This is a genomic window from Microcoleus sp. T3_B1, from assembly GCF_036700445.1.
In the GTDB taxonomy this organism is placed as follows: Bacteria; Cyanobacteriota; Cyanobacteriia; order Cyanobacteriales; family Microcoleaceae; genus Microcoleus.
The window spans coordinates 157,807-179,243 of record NZ_JAUBOX010000001.1 but is presented as its reverse complement, the minus strand read 5'-3'; the positions used below and the strand labels follow the sequence as shown (position 1 = coordinate 179,243).

Genomic DNA, 21,437 nt, shown 5'->3' with positions numbered 1-21,437 from the left:
TTTCTCAGAAGCGTTGATATTTTTGACACTCCCCACGGCCGGGGCCGGGGGATTCTTCAAGACGAAGTTGAAAGGGACAGGCAAAAGTCCCCCTAGACGCTCAAAACAACTACCAGCACCAGCGGTGTTGCAATTGCGCTTACTTTCAAATTTTTTTCGCTTTCTGAGTCCACCACAAAAGCCAGATAGGTACGCTCCTCACTCTGCCATTATTTGCCCTTTAAGTATTCCGCATCAAAGGCGGATATCTCCGTTGCCGGGATTCCTCCGTACTAGAATGATTCCTCACGTAGATGGTTGTTCTTACTTGCTACTCAAATTATATCAAACACTGAAGGCGGTTGAAACCGCTACCGACTTATCCCCACGGCCCGGGCCGGGGGCTTGCGTCTCGTTCTTCGGTCAGGCCCTTTAAGAGGGAGTGGCACAGCAGTGCCCGGAAAGCAATGCAAAGATTCTACAGATACTACAGCGTGCAGAGTGAATACCGTGGTTATCTGGGATGATGTGGTAAAACCCATCACTCTAACGTTTAAAAAAAATTGCGAGGCGAATGACATGGAGGCCGATCGAATTCTGAGGCAATATGCGGCCGGAGAAAGAAATTTTCGAGAAATTAACCTCGCCGGGGCCGACTTAAAAGGGGTAAACCTCAGCGAGGCTAACTTTACCAGATCGAATTTCCAAGACGCAAACCTCAAAGGCGCTAACCTGACGGGAGCGAACTTGCGCGAGGTGAAATTGGCAGGGGTGGACTTGACGGAAGCCAACCTCAGCGAAGCAAATCTCATCGGTACCGATTTGAGCGGCGCCAATCTCAGCGGGGCTAACCTGATGGGAGCCAACCTGCGCGGCTCAATGGCGAGAGAAGTCAACATGACCAAGGCTAATTTGACGGAAGCTAACTTGACCGAAGCCAACTTTACCCAAGCGAATTTGTTTGCGGCCAACTTAACCGACGCTAGCATGATTCGTATTAATTTGATGAAGGCAAATTTGAGTTGGTCAACTCTCAAGGCGGTAAACCTGACAAATGCCATCCTCAGCGAGTCGCTTTTAGAAAGAGCTAATCTGACTCAGGCAATTCTCAGCGGGGCGATGGTGAGCGGGGCCAACTTGGCTGGTGCAGACTTGCGCCAAGTAACGATGGTTGGAGCTAATCTCACCGACGCTAATCTGAGCAATGCTAATTTGAGAGTTGCTAATGTGAGTTGGTCAACGCTGGCAAGAGCTAATTTGAGCGGTGCTAATTTGTACCGGGCAAAGCTGTGCTGGTCTAATTTCAGCGGGGCTGTTTTGGTGGAAGCGGTTTTGATTGATGCTAATCTCAATCGAACTAACTTCCGCGATGCAGATTTGAGGCGGGCAATTATGCCAGACGGCACGACTAATGATTCTTAAAATTTGATTGGTGATTGGTGATTGTTGACTGTTCACTGTTGACTGTTCACTGTTGACTGTTCACTGTTCACTAATGACTACTGACTACTGACTACTGACTACTGACTACTGACTACTGACTAATGACTACTGACTACTGACTACTGACTACTGACTAATGAGTATCACTGAATTATTGATGTTGGGTGCGGCGGGAATTTTTGCGGGAATTCTAGCTGGATTTTTGGGTATCGGCGGCGGTACGGTGCTCGTGCCTTTATTGGTGGCTCTCAATTACGCTCCGGTGCAAGCGGTTGCTACTAGCGGTTTGTCGATCGTCATTACAGCTATTTCTGGCAGCATCCAGAATTGGCGCATGGGCTACCTCAGCTTGAGCCAAGTCGCCGGCATCGGATTTCCTGCCGTCATTACAGCACAAATCGGTGTTTATTGGGCGACGATATTTCCGCCTTACTTGGTGCTAGTTACTTTTGGGCTGTTGCTGTGGCTGAATATTTATTTGATTGAAGTTCGCAAGCGCCTGACAGCTAAGAAGAAAGCGGAACTAGAACAAGGGGAACTGGGAGGACAAGCGGGACAAGGAGAAAATGCTCAATTACCAATTACCAATCACGAATTACCCAATAATTCAAATATTATATTCCATCCAACTTTTGCTAAAATTGCTACTGGCAGTGCGGCGGGTTTATTAGCGGGTTTGTTCGGCGTAGGTGGCGGCGTGATTATGGTTCCCCTGCAAATTTTGCTGTTAGGAGAAAGCATTAAAACCGCAATTCAAACCAGCTTGGGCGTCATCGTCATCACGGCAATTTCTGCGACGGCGGGACACGCGGCGCGCGGGAATGTTTTGTGGGTTGTGGGGTTAATTCTTGGCGGCGGCGGTTTGTTGGGCGCGCAGGTGAGTACGCGGTTTTTGCCGAGATTGCCCGATCGTATTGTTAGTTTAGCTTTTCGATCGCTCTTGGCAGTGTTATCGATTTATGTTTTCTGGCAAGCTTGGCAAAAATTTATTAACGGGTAATTGGTAATTGAGGCAGAGCCTCCGGGTATGTATTCCCAGGCAGAGCCTGGGAACAAGGTTAAGGCTACAATGACAGTTGACAGTTGAAGTTGACAGTTGACAGTTGACTACTAACTAATGACTACTGACTACTGACTACTGACTACTGACTACTGACTACTGACTCAGTTTCTTCACGGCACGAGTCAGACGCTGCAAATAAGGCTTGACAATTTCTTGATTTTGTCTCTGCAACTCGGACACTTGCTGCTGCAAATTCTGAATCTCGGTTTGCAGCATCCCTGTGTCTATTGTGGGTCGATCGAGCAAGTCCTGCAATTGCTTGAGAGAACCTTGGATTTGATCCAAGTCTACTTCGTTCGATCGCTCCTGTAACTGAGCCGTAATAGTTTTAACTTCAGTTAACTGTTCGCCCATCAATAAAAATCGGACGTTGACATTTTCCCAATCATGCTCTCTGAGGGCGCTATTTTCCAAAATGCGGAGTTTTTGCTGCAAATCTGACAGTTGCGTGTGGAAATCCTGAGAATCTGCAGGCAGCGCCTGGGCTTGGCGTTCGAGGGAGGCTACGGCAGCTTGTACCTCGGCGATGACGCCGGATTCCAAGCCCAGGAGTTTTTGCTGCAAGTCGGAGACGGCGGTGTAGAGTTCCGCAGGTTCTCCAGGTAGTATCTGAACTTGCTGCGAGCGAGGTTCTACGGAGGCCTGTACCTCCGCGATCGCAGAATTTGCCTTTTGTTGCATTTGTTGCTCGAAACGCTGGCGATTGGCGAGATTTATGGAGAGTGCTGCGGTTAAGGGGGCGGCAGCGTAGACAATTTGGCCCGACAATCCTGCAGCAATTGTGCCAATAGCTGAACCAGCAACAGAGGCGTATTCTACCAATTCTAGCCAGTCCGGCTGGTTCGGGGTACTTCTGGAAGCTGGGAATGATGCTTTTTCAATCTTCTGCATAGCCTTTTAATCGTAGTCGGATAGATGGCGATACCGACATGATAAAAGCGATCGGCAAATAAATCAGGGCTAGTGGTCAAAATTTCCTGATTGTGGTATTTTTATTGACCGAAAGCATCCAGGATACAAGCCCCCGACTTGATCCGTGGGGTCAATGCTTCAATTCTAAAATCTAAAATCTAAAATCGATTGACCGAAAGCATCGAGGATACCCGCCACGTGATTCATCCGTCCAGAAATAAAAAACCTGTATCCGATAAAGGAGCCCCCGAATTTCTCTCGCGCAAGTCAATGCTTCAATTCTTTAATCTAAAATCTAAAATCTAAAATCTAAAATCGATTGACCTTCTGCGTTTAAAACGGTCAGTCTCAGGTAAAATTCAGGATTAAGTCGATCGCTCAACAGTTAACCAATAAGCGTTCACCGCCGTCTGTCAGGAGTATACAGAAAATGGGTCTTAAGATTATTGAAAGCTACGATAGCAGTTTTGTCCTCGAACCCGATGCTAAAACTGCACTGTTCGGTTTATTAACCGGTGAAAGCTTTGTCAAACAAGTAGCGCTACAATTGCAATGCTCCCGCATTGAGTTTGCCGAGTTACTTTTCCAGCCAGTCCCTTACAGCAGCGAGACGCCCAAGGGAATGCCTGCGGAATTTGAAAAGTATCATCAATCGACCGATTTTGCGATCGTCAACGTCCCGCCTAATTTCATGTTCCAAGCCAAAATATTTAAACCCAGTCGCCTCTGTGCCGTTTATCGAGTTTTCAAGAGTTAGGTAAAGGCTGGTTAATCTGTGGTTTAATCTAAAATCTAAAATCTAAAATCTAAAATCTAAAATCGGATGACAGAAGACATTCAATCTCTCGCCAGCTTAGAATTCATTCCCTACATAGACTCCGAGGGGAAATTGCCCGATTTTGTACAGGGAAAAATCGGCGTTTACGCGATTTTTGACAGCGATAAAGTGCTGCAATTTGTCGGCTATTCTCGCGACATTTACCTCAGCCTTAAACAGCATTTGGTACGCCAAACCCAATATTGCTACTGGCTGAAAGTCCAAACTATTGACAAGCCCAGCCGCACTATCCTAGAAAGCATTAGAGAAAGTTGGATTGCCGAAAACGGTTCCCAACCCCAGGGTAACGGTGCCGATGCGGCCAAGTGGAACGATCCCATCGACACCAAAACAGTGATGACTGCCCAAGAAACGGCAAATTATGAAGGTATCTTCGCCGATGAAATTGCCAAAGATAAATTGTTGAAAAATGTCGCGCGGCGCGTGGAAAATGAAATTTTCGCGCTGCTGAAAGCTCGCGGCGTAACTGAAGAAATCCGGTTTAATCCCAAGCTGAAAACGAGCGGATTGTTGGATTTAAAGTAAATACGCTCTCTGGTCAATTCCCCACAATCAGCCCCGGTTTGTAATGAGGACTTCTATCAAATCCCGTAGCATGGTAATTAATATTACCCACAGCTTTCGAGACGGCGCCGCGCCCATTAGTCTCAACTTAAGATTTTAGTCCGCCAGTCCTCCCGCTCACCCGGCAGTCCGCCAGGGAATGAATTCCCTGTCTAATAGCAAAAGTCCTCTAAAAGAGGACTAATAAATTATTCAGTCCTCTTTTAGAGGACTTTCGCTTTGAGGCAGGGGTTTCAACCCCTGACGGACTGACGGATTATCGGTTTTACCTTAAACAGATGCTTGCGTACAATCTATCTGATATATCCTCTGGGTCTGTTAAATTTTAACATTTTAAAAGTTATTAAAATTTAACAGATATCGGAATCTGCACAATTAACTTGGTTCCTCGGCCCGGAGCTGAAATACAACTGATTTGACCTCGATGTTTTTCCACTACAATATCGTGACTGATTGCCAACCCTAATCCAATACCACGGCCTACAGGCTTCGTTGTAAAAAATGGGTCAAATATCTGGTGGCGCACTTCCTCACTCATCCCACAACCGTTATCGGCAATGTGAATAACAACGGATTTATAATTGTGAATGGCTAATTTTGAATCTTGATTGTGCAGGGCCGCTTCTGACTCACAACTTAGTGAAGTGCTGATGAGAATTTTTCGGGGAGACGGTTGAGTTTCCAGGGCATCAATAGCATTACTTAGCAGGTTCATGAACACCTGATTTAACTCACTGGCGTAACAGGTGACTCTTGGCAGTTGGCTGTAGTCTTTAATGACCTCTATCTCACCAGCTTTGTTTGTTCCCTTCAGCCGGTGCTGCAAAATAACTAAAGTATTGTCAATGCCTTCATGGATATCCACTGGCTTGTACTTTTGTTCGCCAAGGCGGGTGAATTTCCGCAAAGACATCACAATTTCGCTAATCCGAGAAGCACCCTCTGTCATCGAATTCAGCAGTTTTGGATAATCCTCTGCGATGAATTCGGGTTGAATCTCGTCCAATTCGCCGATAATTTCTGCAACGGGGTGGGGGTAGTAATGTCGGTACAATTCGACGAGGCGAAGCAAATCTCGTGTATAGTCCGCCGCGAGAGCAATATTACCGTAGATAAAGCTGACGGGATTGTTGATTTCGTGAGCAATTCCAGCAGCTAGCTGACCTAAAGAAGCCATTTTTTCCTTCTGTATTAACTGAGCTTGAGTTTTCTTTAGTTCAGTTACGGTTTGTTCGAGTTGGTTGGCGTAGGATTGTGTTTGCTGGAACAACTGCCGCTGCACGAGTTGGTTTGAGACGCGGGCGAGAACTTCTTGTTCGTGAAACGGTTTTGTGATATAATCTATACCACCAACTTCAAAGGCTTTGACTTTATCTAATACTTCATTCAAAGCACTGATAAAAATAATTGGAATGTCCTTGGTTTTGGGAGAATTTTTCAAGGCTTGGCAGACTTGGTAGCCGTCCATACCGGGCATCATGATGTCGAGCAAAATTAAGTCAGGAGGAGTTAACTCGATCGACCGTAGCGCTAGTTGGCCGTCGGGTGCGGTGCGTGTTTTGTACCCTTGCTGCGAGAGTATTTGAGCTAAAAGTTGCAAATTAGTCGGAATATCATCAACAATTAAAATATTCCCTTTTAAGACGGGAGTTGGTTCGTAATTCATATCTAGTTTGGTTAAATAACCTTTATAGGTTTGTAGTATCCCAGGTTTATGAAGTAGGGACACCGCACCGTGCCCATAGGTGTTAACTTAAGCTTTTTGTCCGCCAGTCCTTCCGCCTACCCGGCAGTCCTTAGCGGGAATGAATTCCACGGGGCTTATAGCGAAAGTCCTCTCAAAGACGACTAATGAGTTTAAAAATTCTTCTTCTAAGTCCTCATAGCGAAGACTTTCGCTTTGAGGCAGGAGTTTCAATCCCTGTGGGACTATTGGTTTTACCTTAAATGGACACCAATGGGCACGGTGCGGTGTCCCTACGGGGGGATAGATATATAAGATATATCTGGGGTGTACTTCATAAACCTGCTATCTGCTGTAATATCATTTCTCTTTCGTTTCGGGATGGATGAAAGCTAGTATTTGATTGAACTGAAACTCGTTAGCCAATGCGGCTAGGGCGCTAGCTAAAGCGTCATTGCGATCGCGAATTTGCTCAATTTGGATCAGAATTAACTCTAAATCGCACTCAATTGTGGCTTTCTCTAAAGCTGCCAGCCAATCTGCGGGTAAAGCTGCCAGAGTCTCTGGAGTCGGAGGCTCGATTTGAGTTGACTCGGGAACACTCTCCGGTTCATCGTAAATGTAACGCACTCCCAGATGTTTGTGGAGGGTGGCAAAAATTTCTGTATCTCGAAAGGGTTTGTGAATAAAGTCATCGCAATCATCTGAGACAGTAACGGTTTGCGCTTCCTCGGCGTTACCGGCACTCACGGCAATAATTGCCGTAGCTTGACCTTTAAGGGTGGCTTTAATGCGTTTGGTAGCTTCATGTCCATCCATCACGGGCATCCACATATCCATAAAAATTAAGTGTGGCTCAAAACTCGACCACATTTCAATAGCTTCCATGCCATTGGTGGCTTCTTCGAGTTCAAAGTTAAAGCCAGCGAGGAGTTTGATCAGCAGTTGGCGGTTGTCGGCTCGATCGTCCACAATCAAAATACGATAGCGTGGCTGATTGCGTTCGAGGGCTATCACCCGACGCGGTGGCTGTACGGGTTGAGTCGCCGGGGCATCAACGGCGCTGACGGGGATATCAAACGCGAAGGTGGTGCCGCGTCCAACTTCACTGCGTACAGTAATCACGCCGCCCATCAGCTTGACAAACTGTTGGCTGATAGCCAGCCCCAAGCCTGTTCCTTGCTGAGATTTTGTTCCTGTTTTGGTTTGCACAAAGGCTTGAAAAAGCTTATCTAACTCATCAGCAGCTATGCCGGCACCCGTGTCTTCTATTTCAAAATGTAATTGGTAATTACTGATTGGTAAATCCTGATTTCCACGGTCTATAAATGCACTTACTCTTAACCAAATTACTCCTTGTTTAGTAAACTTAATGGCGTTAGAAAGCAGATTAATTAAAACTTGGCGCAACTTCATTTGATCTGTTTGCACGTACTCAGGAGTTTCGCTAGAGCAGTCAAATATTAACTGCAATTGTCGCTCCTTTGCCTGGAGCTGAAACATCTCTGCTAGATCGTTCAACAGGCTGCTTAATTGAAATTTTGTTGGGTTGATTGTAATGCGTCCCGCCTCTATTTTGGCTAAATCTAATATTTGATTGATCAGAGCTAGCAAGTGTTCTCCGCTGCGGTTGATGATACGGATATTTTCCTGTTGTTCGCGAGTGAGGTTGGTAGAGCGCTGCATCAATTGGGAGAATCCCAGAATTGCGTTTAGCGGGGTGCGAAGTTCGTGGCTCATATTTGCCAGGAAAGTGCTTTTGGCAAGGTTGGCGGCTTCTGCAGCCCAGGCAGCTTGTTGAAGCTGTACTGCTTGCTGTTGAGTGGCTTCGAGCAATTGAGCTTGTTGTAAGGCGACTCCTAGTTGAGTGCTAATTTGCAGCCCAATATTGATTTCTGCTTCGCGCCAACTGCGGGGTGCAGAATTTTGATAGCTGGCGAGCAAACCCCAAAGTTTACTGCCGCAAAATATGGGAAAAATAACGTAGGCTCTAGCTTGAAATTGCTCTAACAGTTCTAGGTAACAAGGACTCAACCCAGCGGTGTATATGTCTTCAATTATGCGGTAAGGAACGCCTCTAGCATACATACCACCTTGATTTCTTTGTAGATAGGTATCCAGCACTGGTTCACCGGAGGCTTGCATAGTTTTCACGGTACAGCGAGAGTCTTCGACGAGATTGTTTGGCACATTAAAATCGTCGGGTTGTTGCATCAGAGATATCCAGCCCGCAGCCATTGACTCGGCAACAAATTCCCCACTCCAATCAGGATTAAAGCGATAGATACCGACTCGATCGCATTTTAGGGTTTGTCGCAGTTCAAATGTTGTGGTTTTGAATATTGTGTCAATATCTAAGGATTGACGGATGCGATCGATCGATCGGGCGATGGCTTGTTCTCCCTGGGCGCTTTCTCGCAAAGCTGACTCGGCTTGTTTGCGATCGCTAATATCCAAAACAGTGCCCAACAAACGGAGCAACTGCCCTTTTTCATCATAAACCGGTTTCCCTCGAACTTCAATGTAACCGATCGAGCCATCTCTTCGGATTAGCCGCAGATCAATTTCAAAGCTTTGCCCCGACATAGCTCGATCGCGCACCATTGTCAGATAGCGCGATCGATCTTCTGGATGAAAGCGCTCGATTAATTGTTCGTTTGGCAGCGGTTTTTGAGTCGGATCGAGCTCATAAATGCGATAGACTTCTTCACTCCAAGTGGTTGTGGCTGTGGCGATATCGTATTCCCAACTGCCAATACGGGCAATTTTTTGGGCTTCCAGCAATCGGGATTCCGCCAACTGGCGATCGCTAATGTCGCGCGCTACCCAAACCGCAGAGATATCCGACAGTGGCGAAATTTTAGCAGCAAACCAAACTTCTTGGTTATTAATCGGCAGACTGTAATCAAAACTAATAGTTTGTTGGGTTTCCAATGCCTGTCGAACTTGAGCAAAATAAATCTCCTCCCTTGGCTCATGAAAAAATTGTTCGATGATGGAGTCGATCTGATTCGTCTGATAGTTGTATTGAAAAATTCCCTTGGTGGGTATAATTTGGATAGTTTCTTCTTGAATATCAAAAATCAATACAATATCTGTAATTGACTCAAATATTTTCACAACTTGCTCAGTAGAAGTGGAAAGTTTTTGTTCGAGCAATTTGCGCTCGGCAATTTCAGATTGTAATAGTTCGTTGGCACGAGCTAAGGCGCAGGTACGTTCGACCACTTCGGCTTCTAAAGTGCGATTGTAGTCAGTTAAGATTTTTTCAGCTTGTTTGCGCTGTACGATGTTAGAAAAAGCAGTGATGGCATAAATAATGTTTCTGCCTTCGTCGAAAATTGGTGTGGCGCGCACCTCAAAAGGAATAAATTTCCCATCTCGATAAAGTTCTACATCTTCAAGGAATACCGTTTCCCCGCGCAGTGCTCGGAATGCGGGCAGTTCTTCAGTGGGATAAAGCTGGTTTTGGCGGTAGATTTGATAAACTTCTACTGCTTCTTCTAAAGTCGAATCGGGAATAGTTTCTACGCCCAGCCAATGCTTGGCAGTTTCGTTGAAGTACACGACTTTACCGGAGGCCTCGTGGATAGATACTCCCGCAGGTATGGCTTCGAGAAATTGCTTGAGTTGGCTCTCTCTTTGCGCTAAAGCTTCATTTAAAGATTTTTGGTCTGCAAAAGCCTGTTGCAGTTGCGCTGCCATAAAATTGAAGGAATTGGCGAGTTCTCCCACTTCATCGAAGCGTCTAATTTCTAAAGGTTGATCCCATTTTCCTGTGGCAACATTTTTGGCAGCGGTATTCAAACGCATAATTGGCTTTGTTACCCAACGGGAAGTCAAAAATCCGATCGCGATCGCCAGCGGCAGTGTACCCGTCAATAACCAGAATGTATTGCGCGTATTTGCTTGAATGCGAGCCATGAAATCAGACTCTGGCACCACCACCACAATCAACCAATCAAAGCCACGGAAATCTCGATAGGGAGTGACGCGGACAAACTGCCTATCGCCCTTGTTCGCCAAGGTAAATCGCTGCGTTGTTTGCAGCGTGCGGAAGTTGCCAAATCGGTTGGCGAGTTGTCGAGCAATATCTCGCGTTGGGGCATCCTTGCTGTTAGTGGCTAGCAATGGCGTCGGTTGCTTTTTTGTTGGCGTCACCAAGGGTTTTTCTAGTGTGGATGTGGCAATCAGATTGCCCGATCGATCCATAATAAAAGTTTGTCCTGAAGCCGAGAATTGCAGCCTAGCCAGAAAGGTATTGATTGCCGAGGGCCCATTATTATCGGTGAGGCGATCGCGGGTACGTTCTCCTACTTGTTCGATTAACTGATGCGCTACATCCTCGACTGATTCCTGACCACTTTTGAAAGAAAGATAGCCCACTAGCCCAACTACACTTACCGTTTGCAAAACAAACGGCACAATCAGAACCGTTCGCAGTGGCAGCTTGCTGAAAAATTTGGCGGTTAGGCGGTTGAAGGGATACATGGGCATGGGTGTGAACCAATTGTGCTGGCGATCGTATTTTAACTGCTATAGTCTGCCTTTACCCCCGGCAATTGGCGCGCCCTACAGGCTCTGAAATGTTCCTCCGGGTTCAATATAGCCAACTATCAGCGAAGATTGGGCCCTGCTGTCAAAATTTGCTTCTGTCAGTTCTGTTTCTAGCTGTTTGGCATTTGATTCATTTTTACTTACAAAAACTGTGATAACTTTTCTAATTTCTTTGTGTCTCTCGGCAATCATGTCGTTAATTAAAAGCTCTATAAATGGCTTATTGGTTGGCAGAGAACTGCCCATATTTTGAATTTTAACTTCTGTTTGATTTCCCTCTGAATCTGTCAAAGCCCAGCTAGAGTAGCTTTCGGGAAGTTTATTAATAGTTTGATTCGGGTGCTGGAAGTGCAACCATTTAACAACTGCTGCCTCTGTTACGGCTACAGATTCATGCAGCCGATCGACAAAAGCATAGAAAGCCTCATTATCTTCTCGGTGAGCAAGTACGTAAGCTCGCAATTCCTTTCTGCTCATAGTTTGAAAATTAGGTCGGTTCATCAGAGGATCTCCATTGCCCGTTAGGATAAATCTCTATTTCGATAGTTTCACCAGCCAAAATGTAGACGTTATTTGTGCGTTCATCGAGCCGCACTATGTAGATAGGCTGATACATATTTGTTAACTCGTAGCAAACTACAAAGCATTTGAGTAACTGCGCTGCTGTAGGAATAATCTTTGCTCCTTCACTCTCACACTCTTTGTTGTTTAGTATACAGCAGTCAGAGTTTGCAGTATCTCGCGGATCGCCCTAATGCAAATTTGTTAACTTGGCTAAAACGGTGGCGAAGAGAGCGGGTTCGATCGGCTGTGTTAAGTGTTCGTTGTAACTCACATCTTGCACCATTCTCAATTACTTGTCTAGGAACAGGCAAGATGCCTGTTCCACAAGAAAACTCATTCTTTGTGGAACGGGCATCTTGCCCGTTCTTGACAATGGTGCAAGATGTGAGTTGTAACTGACATCTTGCACCATTCTCAATTACTTGTTTAGGAACAGGCAAGATGCCTGTTCCACAAGAAAATCTACTCTTTGTGGAACGGGCATCTTGCCTGTTCTTGAGAATGGTGCAAGATGTGAGTTGTAACCAGCGGCGATCGCCCGATCGCGATCTTCTTCGCTAGCATAAGCTGTCAGCGCCACGGCCGGCAAGCGCTTGATTTTGTCGGATGCGGACGATCGCACTTTGCGGATCGGCGAGTAGCCGTCCTCAACGGCCATAGCGATATCACTAACTAAAATATCCGGCGGCGACTCATCTCAAGTGCCCCTTCTTACTCCGAGGCTGTTTGAATGGCAGTGTCACCGTAAATGTCGCACCCTGGTCTTTACCGGGACTTTCCGCAGTCACAGTGCCCCCGTGGAGTTGCACCAAGTGCTGGACGATCGCCAATCCCAGTCCCAAACCGCTCTCAGCCTTCGTTTTCGAGGCGTCTGCTTGTCGGAAGCGATCGAACACGTAGGGCAGAAAATCAGCAGAAATGCCCTTTCCGGTATCGCTGACAGTAATTTGCACGTAATTGGGTGATGAGGAATCGCTAACAGCTACCGCAGATAAGCGCAGTTGCACAGTTCCCCCCGAAGGCGTAAACTTGACGGCGTTAATCAGCAAATTCCACACTACCTGCTGCAACCTCTGGGCGTCGCCCCACATCAAGCCGACTGCGGGGTCAAGTTCTAACGAAATGGTGACAGACTTGGTTTCGGCTGCCAAACGAACTGAATTATGAGCCGCCTCGATCGTCCTTACCATGTAGAACCAGCCGGGTTTCAGGGCCAGCTTGCCTTGAATAATCCGGGAAACGTCGAGTAAATCTTCCACTAGCTGGATCTGCACCTTCGACTGACGCTCGATGGCTTCCAAACCGCAAGCTAATTTATCTTGGTTGTAAGGGTGGGCGCGCAGGATCTGTGCCCACCCCAGAATCACATTTAAAGGCGTTCGCAATTCGTGGGAAAGAGAGTCTAGAAACTCGTCTTTCCGGCGGCTGATAGCTTCTGCTTCCGCCCGCGCAGTCTGTTCGCGATCGAGCAACTGAGCGCGTTGGGCTTCGACTTGCTTGCGATCGCTGATGTCGGCGATGATCGACATACAGTTGATATTGCCGTTGCTGTCGCGGACTGGAGTTGCCCACAAACTGATGTCGATCGAGCTGCCGTCTTTCTTTTGGCGCTGGGTTTCCATGTCGGCGATCGCCTTTCCTTTGCGAATTTTTTTCAAATTAGCCGTGAATTCCTCCCGCTTGTCTGCGGGAACGCAGGGCACAAATTGACCTACCGCTTCTGATTCATGCCAGCCAAAAATCCTCTCGGCGGCTGGGTTCCACATTTTCACAGTCCCGTCGTCGCAGTCCAAAACGGTAATTGCTAGGGGACAAGCCTCAATCAAGGCTTCTAAAGTTTGATGGATGTGCGATCGCGCTGCTTCTGCTTCTTTGCGATCGCTGATATCGACGTTCACCCCGATCATCCGCAAAGGCAAACCCCGATCGTCCGGAAACATCTTAGCCCTGCAAGCAATCCAGCCCACGCTTTTGTCCGGGCGGCAGATGCGGAACTCTATGTTTAATTCCTCCCCGGAAGCCCCCGCAGCTTGCACCTGCTGTTCGGTAACAGCGCGATCGTCTGGATGCACCATTTGGGCCCAACTTTCATAGCTGTCGATACCGTCGGCCGGCAGCCCGTACAAAGCCTCTAATTCCGGTGTAGACGCGATCTCGTTGGTTTGGACGTTCCATTCAAAAGTTCCGATTTTGCCTGCTTGCTGAGCGATTTGCAGCCGTTCTTGATTGTGTTTGAGTTCTGCTTCCACCCGCGATATCTCGGTCAAGTCGATGTAGAATGCGACGATCGTCTCTGGTTCGCGATCGTCCGGGCACAGAGTGGTTCCGCCCATCAGAATCGGCACGCGGCTGCCATCTTTGCGGATGTACTCTTTCTTGAAAGGAGTTGCGACTCCCTTATCCCGCAGTTCTTGGGCTGCTAAGGCGTCGAGGTGCAGGTATTCGGGGGGGGTCATTCTGTCCCACCGCATTTGACCGGAGAGCCAGTCTGAGCGGGTGTAGCCGACCATGTTGAGCAGGGATTGGTTGGCGTAGGCGATGCGGCCGCTAAAATCGCCGATCGCGACTCCGAAAATATTTGACTCCAACAGCCGCCGGAATATGGCTTCGCTTTGCTGTATTACTCGTTTTGCTTGGTTGCGATCGGTGATTTCGGCTACCACGGTGCTGACTCCCAGCAGTGTTCCAGATTCATCGATCACTGGGTAAAAGCTGATTTGCCAATCCCGCAAAACTCCCGGCTGTTGCTTGGTTTCAGCCTTAACTTCCAAGTCGAGCACGGGGGTTTGCGTCGCCAGCACTTGGCGGTAAATCCGCTCTACCATATCGGCCATTTCGGGAATTACTTCTCTAGCGGTGCGCCCGATGTGATCTGCGATCGATCGGCCGTTGATCGCAGCGAGGCATTCGTTGAGGCGGATGTAGCGCAAATTGGTATCGACAAAGCACAGCCCGACTGGTGTGGTGTTGTAAACTAAGTCGAGTTCTGCTAGTTGGCGGCGAATGCGTATTTCGTTTTCTCGAAGTTGGTTTTGGGCTTGTTTGCGATCGGTGATATCGAGTACGAAGAATGCTCCTTTGTCTTGGCATCCTTGGAAGTTTCCGCCGCCGACTAAAACGGGGAAGCGCGTGCCGTCTTTGCGGAGATATTCTTTTTCAAAAGGCGCGCAACTTCCTGATGCTTCGACTTGCGCGAGGGCGACGCGATCGAGTTCTAGATATTCCGGCGCGGTGAGTTCGAGCCAGCGGATATTTCCCGAAACTAAGTCTTCCCTCGTATATCCGATCATTTCCAGCAAGGCGTCGTTAGCGTCAGTAACTTCGCCGTTGGCCTCCCAGAAACCGATGCCGATCATGTTAGATTCTACCACACTGCGGAAGCGCATTTCGCTTTCCCGCAAAGCTAATTCTGTTTGTTTTGCTGCGGTAATATCTGTGATAATTAGGCCGGCTCCGATTATTTCTCCCCTTTCATTTTTCACTGGGTAGTAGTTGGCTAGCCAGTAACCGAAATATCCCGGTTTCCCATCAGGTTCGCCGCTCATTTCTAAGTTTAAAACAGGCTGGCCCGTTTCTAAAACTTGCTGAATTATCGGCGCAAATTTGGCTGCATGTTCTGGCAACAATTGGCGGAAGTCTTGGCCGAGATGCTGTTCTATCGGCAAACCGTTGAGTTCTGCTAATACTTGATTGATACGGATGAAGCGCATTTCGCGATCCATAAAGCAAATCGCTAGGGGAGATGCTTCTAATAGCGAGTCAATTAAGGCGAAGGATTGCGATGTTTGAGATAGTGCTTGTTGCGCTTCAGTGTAAAGTCTGGCGTTGTCGAGGGCGATCGCCACGCGGTATGCTAAATCTTCTAGTATTGCCAAGTCTTCTGCACTGTACCGGCGGCCCAACTTTGAGGTAAAGCAAGTGATGGAACCCATTACCCGCCCGCGAGCTCTCAGCGGTACGCAAGCGTGAGATCCGATATTGAGCGAGCGCAATTTTTCCTTTTCTGCTGCATTTTCGGCGAGTGCTGCTAAAATTTCCTCATCCACTTCGGCAATTAATTCGGATTTTCCGCTGCGGATTACCACGGGATAGCCGTTAACAGCATTGTCGGCGATCGAACTTCGGATGCTGAAGTTATTAATAGTCTCAACCATAGAGGGTTCTGCGTGAGCCACAGCGACTAGACGCACTTTTGACCCCGTTTCGGTCAAATGAATGCAGCACCCGTCGGCGATCGAATTTACTGCTAATTCTGCTACCTTTTGCAGCACCGTTTCCCCGTCAAACGCATCAGCCAGCATTTTGCTGACTTCAGCTAAAAATGCCGAGCGCTGCTGTTCTCTTTCCGCTTTTTCCCTTGCTGTTTGCTCGATTGTTAACTGCAATCTTTGAGTTTCGGCAAGTTTTATTTCTGTGATATCGCGGGCGACAATTAAGGCTGATTCTGGTACGCCATTTTTGTCAAATTCTGGAACTACGCGGGATTGATAACTTCGGATGCCGTTGATTGATAAAGCCTGAAATTCGATAATTTCTTCTTGACCTGTTTCTAACACTTTGTGCAGGGTTTCATCCCACATCTGGCACTGTTCCGGCGGTATTCCTATTTCTTGACTGGTTTTACCGAGGAAGAATGAAATTGGTTTTCCTTGGCTTCTTTCAACTGCTTGATTGACATAAATATAACGCAGATTTTTGTCAGTGCGGATAATGATATCTGGCGTATTTTCTAGCAGCGTTCTCAGTTGCTGTTCGCTGTTTGCCAAAGCTGCTTGCGCTTGTTGTCTTTCCGTGACATCTCTCACCGTGCCCACATATCCGATGAGTTCGCCGGAGTCGGAAAACATCGGCGATGAACAAACGTTAATCCAGCGCACAATCCCTTCTGGTGTTTGCAGGCGATACTCGATCGCATATTCCCCACCTTGCCGAGTATAATCCAGCCATCGGCTCAATACGCGATCGCAGTCTTCCGGGTGAATGCACTTCTCCCAACCGTCTCCTAAAAGTTCTGTCAAACTCAAGCCGCAAATAGCCTGACAGCGTGGGTTTGCATAGGTGTAGCGCCCCTCAAAATCTGCCATAAAAATGCCAACCGGCGAACAGGAACTTAAACAGCGAAATCGTTCTTCTTGAGCTTGCAGCGCTTCTTTAGCTACTGTCAGTTCTGCTGTCCGCTGTTTGACGCGGCTTTCTAGTTTGGTGTAGGATAAAGCCAGGGCTATTTCTGCTTCTTGGCGATCGGTAATATCAATGCCTGTTCCTATCACATATTCTACCAAACCATCGCTATTGGTCGTCACAGTATTCGACCAAGAAATTAAGCGCTTAGAGCCGTTTTTAGTGCGCCAATAGTTTTGATATTCGCTGTTAAAATGTTCGACTTTTAGCTGGGTAAAAATTGTTTTAACTGGATCTATTTCTTCGGGAATTAAGAACAAATCCCAAACATATTTATTAATTACTTCTGCTGTCGAGTAGCCTGTAGTTTTTTCGCAAGCTTGGTTAAAGCGGACAATCCGTCCTTGGCTGTCGAGAACTACAATCAAGCAAGCTGTCGTGTCAATTACTTGGTAAATAATATTACGTTCTATTTCTAATTCTTGTTCGGCGGACTTTAAGCCAGCATACCAAGCGATAATCATTGCAGCAGCCAAAAGTAAGATTGCAGAACCTGCCTGGAAGGAAAACAGTAACAGAGTTGTCAGCAGTAAAGCCGTGCCGGCACTAAATGTAGCAATACTGTAAGATTTAATGGGTAAGGGCAAGACCTCAAACTGGCTCATTTTTGTTGACCTGTAGCGATGGCGCGATCGCACTATTGCTTATGTCGATGAAACAACCTTGTTAAAACTTAGTTAAAACTAAGTATTTATTTTTTCTATACAAAACCACATTTGTCTGCTCTGTGCCATCTTCCCAGAGGCAGATTGGGAGGGGGATTTCTGCTGAATCAACTGCTATCATAGAGCCAGGGACAAATTAGATTATCTAATTTCTGGGAGAAATAAGCGAGTGAATCACAAGCTGGCCAAAATTATCGGATTATTTTTCGCAGCCGCCACCCTCTTTGGATTCGTCGGTTACGCGCTTCAAAATCCCGACTTCGCCAGCAGCTCAGCGATATCGATCGGCTTCCCCAATCTTACCACCGCGGCCGCCGGGGCGATCGACAACAAACGATCCCAAATCTATCTTAACGGAACTTGGCAATTTGTCCCCGCAGTTGGCAACCCCCAAAACCCCCCCGTCTCTCCAAATTGGGGTTCCATCTGGGTGCCGGGAGACTGGCAAAAAGAAAACCACCAATCCGTACCCGGAATCATCACTCGCGGCAGCGGCAAAGATTGGGAAAACTTCAACAGTAAACAACTATCAAAAGCTTGGTATCAGAGAAATATAGACATTCCCGGCGACTGGACAAACCGCCGAATTTTTCTCGACTTAGCCAGAGTCAGCACCGATGCAGTCATCTTTGTCAACGGCATTAACTGCGGTCAAATACCCTGGCCCTACGGCACTATTGAAATTACCAAAGCAGCAAAACCCGGTCAAAACACCCTATCTATTTTAGTGGTCGCAGTATCTGATGAAAAGGAAAAAGCCGTCATCATGGGCCCCACAGAAATATACACAGAAAAATCCAAATTGGAATCGCGGGGAATCATCGGCGAGGTAAGGCTTCTGATCCTTCCCCCAGGCCCGTTAATTAGGGACGTATTCGTCCAAACTTCCACCCGAAAGAAGCAAGTTAAATTAGATGTAGAACTCAAAGACGTTGCCCAAAGCGGTCAAGTAGAAATAATCGCGCAAATGCTCGACGAAAAAGGCAAAGTAGAACAAAAATTTACAGGCACTGCCAAGGTTCAAGCTAAACCCATTCAAACCGTACAAGTTCAGTGGAATTGGTCAAATCCCCGTCTTTGGGATGTCGGGCAACCAAACCTTTACACCCTGAAATTAGAAGTAAAAGGCAGCGGCATTGACACGCAATACGACCAACCTTTTGGCTTCCGCGAATTTTGGATAGAAGGGCGCAAATTTTTCTTAAACGGAACCGAATTGCGGCTGCGACCAAACTTGCACTCCGAGTCTTGGCAAACCGGGACAGTTGAAGTTGCTGACAGGCTAATTGATGGCTACGTAAAAGCAGGTTTTAACATAACAGAAATGTGGCCTTGGAATCACGACGAACGGGGTAAGTGGCACTTCCGAGAGTTATTTTCGGAAAGAGCAGACCTCAAAGGTTTTCCAATTATGGCTCCCGCCTTAGACATTCGTCCTATCGCTTGGAACGGCAAGTGGAAGAACCCCCTGTGGAAAAATCGCTGGAAAGACCGAATGGTGACTGAAATGCGCCGCTACCGCAATCATCCATCAGTATTAATGTGGGCGACAAGTCCTAATTTTTTCGGCAACGGTGACGACCAAAATCCCCGTCGCATCGGCCAAACTAAAGTAGAAGGAACTCTCAGTCCGCCGGACAATGAGCGTTTGCGGGTCAACACTCCCCTAGGAAATGACGCTATAGCGACGATTAAATCCGCTGACCCCACCAGACCTGTAATGGTACACCAAGGCGCACAGTTCGGCGATGTTTATGCGCTGAATTCTTATTTAAATATGATTCCCTTGCAAGAACGGGAAGAGTGGATTTCTGAGTGGAGCAAAACCGGGGAAAAGCCCTACATGGCAGTCGAGTTTGGCACTCCTCTGCACGCAACGATGATGCGGGGCCGCAAAGGTTTTGGTCAGGCAATTCTCAGCGAACCTTGGATGACTGAGTTTGCGGCAATTTATTTTGGCAAGCAGGCTTACGAGTTGGAAACTGCCGCTTATAAAACTACAATTCGCCAGCAATTTGTCAAGGGTCAGGAATATCAAAGCTGGCATTTTAAAAACGAGTTAGATTTTGCACCAGCTTTTCAAAAGTTGCAGCAGTTATTCAGTACAAATACTTGGCGGAGTTGGCGGACTTTTGGAATGTCTGGGGGGATGATTCCTTGGAATGACGGACATGGTTGGGAAGTTTCCGAAGCTGGCAGAAAAAAGGTGGATATTGGGGCATTTCAACCGGGCCGCCGGGGAGTTTATTTGAAGCAAGTATCGAATAATCTTTTGAATTATTACCAGCCAGAAGCTTATACGGTTCATCCTGGGGGCGAGGCAATTATGAATAATAATAGCTCGACTTTGGCTTGGATTGCTGGTGCTAGCCCGGTTTTTACTGCGAAAGATCACAATTTATTTGTGGGCGGAAAACTGGCCAAGCAAGTAGTGTTAATTAACGATACGCGGACGGCGCAAGAATTTTCGTTTAATTGGCGGGTTTTGGTGGGGGGTAAAGAAGTAAAAAAAGGCGATAGAAAAGGCAGGATTGAGGCGGCAGGAACGCTGTTTTTCCCAATAGACGTAAAATTGCCAAATACCATTTCTAGCAAGGCTGACGGCGAAATTCGCTTGACTGCGCGAGTGGGCGAGCGATCGCATTCTGATACATTTGCTTTCCGCGTTTTTCCCAAACAATCCAACATCAAAGATTCGGTGACAATTTTCGATCCAGCGGGCAAAACATCGGCAATGTTAAAACAATTAGGTTATCAGCTTGTACCGTGGAATGGTTCGCAAGTCTCCTCGCTATTAATTATCGGTAGGGAAGCATTTTCTAGCGGGGAAAATTTGCCGGGAAGTGTAGAAAGTTTTGTCCGAAACGGCGGCAAAGCCATTGTGTTTCCTCAGCGCCGGGACTGGCTGGAAAATACGGGTTTCCGGGTTGCTGCCCACGTCAGCCGCCGCGCTTTTCCAGTTGACAGCAACCATCCCGCAATTAGCGGTTTAGACAGTGAAGATTTGCGGGATTGGGTGGGGGAAAGCACGCTGCTTGAAGCTTATCCAAATACGATCCAAACTGGCCCTAATTTGACTCAGGCAAATAAACATTGGTACGGCTGGCGTTGGGGAAATCGCGGCGGTGTCAGTAGCGCTTCTATTGAGAAGCCGCACCGCAGCGGTTGGCGCCCCATTTTGGAATCTGAGTTTGATTTAGCTTATTCGCCGCTGATGGAATTGGATTACGGAAAAGGGCGACTGATTTTAAACGAGTTGGATTTGGAAGACCATTATTCTGTAGATGCTGGGGCGGCGCTGTTAGTGCAAAAAATTGTGAGTTACGGGATAAATTCTCCGGTACTTGGAAAGCCGGAACAAGTGGTTTTAATTGGGGGAGATGAAGATGCCCAAAAGTTGGACAGTTTGGGGGTAATTTATCAGCGCGCTAGTTCGCTTTCTAATGATGTTGGTTTGGTGATTGTGGGGAGAGAATCGAATCTGAAAGATGCAGATTTGCGCGGTTATTTGAATGCTGGTGGGAAGGCGTTTTTCTTGCCGCGTCAAGTGCCTGCTGCGGGTTTGGGCGTGGGTTTGCAGCAAGCGCAGGATTTTGGGGGTTCGCTGGCGGTTCCGAGTTGGGATGAGGTGAAGGGGGTTAGTGCCTCAGATTTGCGATCGCGCTCTTTTTATGATACTTGGTTGATTAAGTCTGGGGGAGAAATCGGTGCTGACGGTTTGTTAAGTCGGGTCAAAGTTGGCAAGGGTGTGGCGATTTTTTCTCAGATTGAACCGGATAGTTTGAATGCTGATACTAAGACTTATTTGCGTTTTACTCGCTGGCGGCAAACCAGGGCAAATGCTCAGATTTTGGCTAATTTAGGGGCTAGTTTTAAGGCGGATGGATCTGTGTTTAGCGGTTCGAGTCGGGAGTTTTATCACTGGGATTACAGAACGGATTTTGAGAAGGGGGATGATCCTTATCGGTATTATAGATGGTAGGATTT

The 21,437-nt window shown here is 47.2% G+C and carries 12 protein-coding genes; 5 read left to right on the top strand and 7 right to left on the bottom strand.

Annotated features, from left to right (window positions below; all coding sequences use genetic code 11):
* Positions 1-558 precede the first annotated feature (558 nt).
* Entirely contained in the window at positions 559-1,401 is an 843-nt protein-coding gene (locus tag QT990_RS00740; protein ID WP_333305907.1) for a pentapeptide repeat-containing protein, read from the top strand.
* A 157-nt stretch (positions 1,402-1,558) separates the two neighbouring features.
* Entirely contained in the window at positions 1,559-2,422 is an 864-nt protein-coding gene (locus QT990_RS00735) for a sulfite exporter TauE/SafE family protein (protein WP_333305823.1), read from the top strand.
* 156 nt (positions 2,423-2,578) lie between these two features.
* Here the strand turns inward: QT990_RS00735 and QT990_RS00730 are convergent, their stop codons facing one another.
* Positions 2,579-3,376, bottom strand: a complete 798-nt coding sequence (locus QT990_RS00730; RefSeq protein WP_333138281.1) for a hypothetical protein — start codon at positions 3,374-3,376, stop codon at positions 2,579-2,581.
* A gap of 451 nt (positions 3,377-3,827) precedes the next feature.
* Here QT990_RS00730 and QT990_RS00725 point away from each other — a divergent pair, with 451 nt between their 5' ends.
* Positions 3,828-4,154: a hypothetical protein gene (locus QT990_RS00725; RefSeq protein ID WP_333305821.1), complete on the top strand. Its 327-nt coding sequence runs from the start codon at positions 3,828-3,830 to the stop codon at positions 4,152-4,154.
* Between the two features lie 66 nt (positions 4,155-4,220).
* On the top strand, positions 4,221-4,760 hold the full coding sequence (locus QT990_RS00720; RefSeq protein ID WP_333305819.1) for a GIY-YIG nuclease family protein: 540 nt from the start codon (positions 4,221-4,223) through the stop codon (positions 4,758-4,760).
* 382 nt (positions 4,761-5,142) lie between these two features.
* Here the strand turns inward: QT990_RS00720 and QT990_RS00715 are convergent, their stop codons facing one another.
* From QT990_RS00715 to QT990_RS00695, 6 genes are all read right to left on the bottom strand, one after another.
* Entirely contained in the window at positions 5,143-6,465 is a 1,323-nt protein-coding gene (locus QT990_RS00715; RefSeq protein ID WP_333138287.1) for a response regulator, read from the bottom strand.
* Positions 6,466-6,843: 378 nt separating this feature from the next.
* The gene (locus QT990_RS00710; RefSeq protein ID WP_333305817.1) at positions 6,844-10,980 is read right to left on the bottom strand and encodes an ATP-binding protein; all 4,137 of its coding nucleotides are present in this window, start codon (positions 10,978-10,980) and stop codon (positions 6,844-6,846) included.
* 75 nt (positions 10,981-11,055) lie between these two features.
* Complete coding sequence (locus tag QT990_RS00705; protein ID WP_333305815.1) at positions 11,056-11,541, bottom strand: DUF6887 family protein; 486 nt, start codon at positions 11,539-11,541, stop codon at positions 11,056-11,058.
* Positions 11,528-11,713, bottom strand: coding sequence for a DUF6888 family protein (locus QT990_RS35745; protein WP_445252001.1), 186 nt, complete (start codon positions 11,711-11,713; stop codon positions 11,528-11,530). Before QT990_RS35745 ends, QT990_RS00705 begins: the two co-directional genes overlap by 14 nt.
* A gap of 309 nt (positions 11,714-12,022) precedes the next feature.
* The gene (locus tag QT990_RS00700; RefSeq protein WP_333464794.1) at positions 12,023-12,262 is read right to left on the bottom strand and encodes a hypothetical protein; all 240 of its coding nucleotides are present in this window, start codon (positions 12,260-12,262) and stop codon (positions 12,023-12,025) included.
* A 34-nt stretch (positions 12,263-12,296) separates the two neighbouring features.
* Positions 12,297-17,390 (bottom strand): PAS domain S-box protein, encoded by a 5,094-nt coding sequence (locus tag QT990_RS00695; RefSeq protein ID WP_333464793.1) that lies wholly within the window; start codon positions 17,388-17,390, stop codon positions 12,297-12,299.
* Positions 17,391-17,619: 229 nt separating this feature from the next.
* Between QT990_RS00695 and QT990_RS00690 the strand changes: the two genes are divergently transcribed.
* Positions 17,620-21,432, top strand: coding sequence for a glycoside hydrolase family 2 TIM barrel-domain containing protein (locus tag QT990_RS00690; protein WP_333464792.1), 3,813 nt, complete (start codon positions 17,620-17,622; stop codon positions 21,430-21,432).
* The last annotated feature ends 5 nt before the right edge of the window (positions 21,433-21,437 follow it).

What these genes read in the sequence shown, in the direction of transcription:
- QT990_RS00740 (WP_333305907.1), top strand. Translation starts at nt 559, where the DNA reads ATGGAGGCCGATCGAATTCTGAGGCAATATGCGGCCGGAGAAAGAAAT.
- QT990_RS00735 (WP_333305823.1), top strand. Translation starts at nt 1,559, where the DNA reads ATGAGTATCACTGAATTATTGATGTTGGGTGCGGCGGGAATTTTTGCG.
- QT990_RS00730 (WP_333138281.1), bottom strand. Translation starts at nt 3,376, where the DNA reads ATGCAGAAGATTGAAAAAGCATCATTCCCAGCTTCCAGAAGTACCCCG.
- QT990_RS00725 (WP_333305821.1), top strand. Translation starts at nt 3,828, where the DNA reads ATGGGTCTTAAGATTATTGAAAGCTACGATAGCAGTTTTGTCCTCGAA.
- QT990_RS00720 (WP_333305819.1), top strand. Translation starts at nt 4,221, where the DNA reads ATGACAGAAGACATTCAATCTCTCGCCAGCTTAGAATTCATTCCCTAC.
- QT990_RS00715 (WP_333138287.1), bottom strand. Translation starts at nt 6,465, where the DNA reads ATGAATTACGAACCAACTCCCGTCTTAAAAGGGAATATTTTAATTGTT.
- QT990_RS00710 (WP_333305817.1), bottom strand. Translation starts at nt 10,980, where the DNA reads ATGCCCATGTATCCCTTCAACCGCCTAACCGCCAAATTTTTCAGCAAG.
- QT990_RS00705 (WP_333305815.1), bottom strand. Translation starts at nt 11,541, where the DNA reads ATGAACCGACCTAATTTTCAAACTATGAGCAGAAAGGAATTGCGAGCT.
- QT990_RS00700 (WP_333464794.1), bottom strand. Translation starts at nt 12,262, where the DNA reads ATGGCCGTTGAGGACGGCTACTCGCCGATCCGCAAAGTGCGATCGTCC.
- QT990_RS00695 (WP_333464793.1), bottom strand. Translation starts at nt 17,390, where the DNA reads ATGAGCCAGTTTGAGGTCTTGCCCTTACCCATTAAATCTTACAGTATT.